Annotated in this window: 2 protein-coding genes; both read right to left on the reverse strand. The window is 69.1% G+C overall.

The annotated features are described in order from the left end of the window. On the reverse strand, positions 1 to 611 hold a 611-nt coding region (locus OEY_RS0124665), incomplete at its 3' end, for a sulfite exporter TauE/SafE family protein (protein WP_010596414.1). A gap of 2 nt (positions 612 to 613) precedes the next feature. Further along, positions 614 to 1,213: a rhodanese-like domain-containing protein gene (locus tag OEY_RS0124670; protein WP_010596415.1), complete on the reverse strand. Its 600-nt coding sequence runs from the start codon at positions 1,211 to 1,213 to the stop codon at positions 614 to 616. Positions 1,214 to 1,499 lie beyond the last annotated feature (286 nt).

Below are 1,499 nucleotides of genomic sequence, written 5' to 3' on the forward strand. Positions count from 1 at the left end.
ATCGCCGCCAGGCGCCAGTCGATCTGCACGGTGGACAGGTAGCCGCCGAGGCCGGCGAAGGACTTCATGGCGATCACGATCAGCGAGGTGCCGACGGCGACGGGCATGGGCAGTCCGCCGAGCAGGGCGAGGGCCGGCACGACGAGGAACCCGCCGCCGGCGCCGACGAGGCCGGTGACCAGGCCGACGACCACGCCGTCGAGGAGGATCTTGCCGACCGGCATCGAGTGGGTGCCGTCCGAAGCCGCGGTCTTGTTCTTGCGGCCGCGGAGCATCGCGATGGCGGTGGCGATCATCATCGCGGCGAAGGCGAGCAGCAGGATGCTGCCGGGAACGAAGCGCGAGAGCAGGCCGCCGGCGTAGGCGCCGACCATGCCGGCCAGGCCGAACAGGATGCCGGTGCGCCACTGGACGCGGCCTGCCCGCGCGTGGGAGATCGCGCCGACCGCGCTGGTGACGCCGACGACGAGCAGCGAGGTGGCGATGGCCTCCTTGGCGTCCATACCGGCGACGTACGCCAACAGCGGGACGGTGAGGATCGATCCACCGCCGCCGAGCAGTCCGAGGGTGACGCCGACGAGGACCGCCAGCGCAACGGTCAGCGCGATCATGATCAGTTCCTTTCGGCCGGAGCGGTCTTCGAATCGACCAGCTGGGCGACGATGGTCTGCGGATCACACGAGGCGCCGCGGTTGTAGGGCAGCTTGGAGAGCAGCATCCCCATCGCGCAGGTGTTGGACAGCGCGGCGAAGGTGAGGCCGCCGCCGACACCGGCGGCGAGCCACTTGAGCTTGGGGACCGCGATGCTGCCCAGGACGGAGGTCAGCACGAGGGAGCCGGCGACGAGGCGGACCTGCCGTTCGAGGTCCCAGCGCTCGACGCCGCGATTGACGGAGAAGCCGTTGGCTTCCCAGCCCGTCATGCCGCCCTCGAGGATGTGCACGTTGAACAGCCCGGCCGTGCGGAGGGTCTCTTCGGCCTGGGTGGCGCGCTGGCCCGACCGGCACACGAGGACGACGTTCTCGTCGAGGTGGGCGAGGAACTCGTCCCGGTGCTCGCGCAGCAGGTCCAGGGGGACGTTGTAGGCGCCGGGGATGTGCACGGACTCGAACTCGCCGGGTGTGCGGACGTCCACGACGCGGACGTTCTTGCCGGAGTCGAGGAGCTCGCGCAGGGCGGCGGGATCGAGGGTTGCGGGGCTCGGCTCGGTCATGGGGGCCTTTCGGGTCGGTGGCGCGAACGCGCGAGGGGCGATCGCCGTGGGCAATAAACCCCGGGGGGTATGTCGGCGACAATGATAAGCATACGGGAGGGGGTATATGCAAGGCGGACACAGGCCGTGGGTCGCCTTCGTGACGCACTCCACCCGCATACCCCAGGGGGTACTTGACATACCCAGGGGGGTATATGTCAGGATGGGGTCAACGCAGAACGCGACCGGTCTTCGCGGCCGAGGAGAGGGAGAACCGAATGATTCTCGAGCAGTACTACATCGAGTG

It is taken from the genome of Rhodococcus sp. P14 (genome assembly GCF_000256505.1).
GTDB classification, from domain to species: Bacteria; Actinomycetota; Actinomycetes; order Mycobacteriales; family Mycobacteriaceae; genus Rhodococcus; species Rhodococcus ruber.

Bases quoted from the DNA above. Each gene is read 5' to 3' on its own strand.
- OEY_RS0124670 (WP_010596415.1), bottom strand. From the start codon at position 1,213: ATGACCGAGCCGAGCCCCGCAACCCTCGATCCCGCCGCCCTGCGCGAG.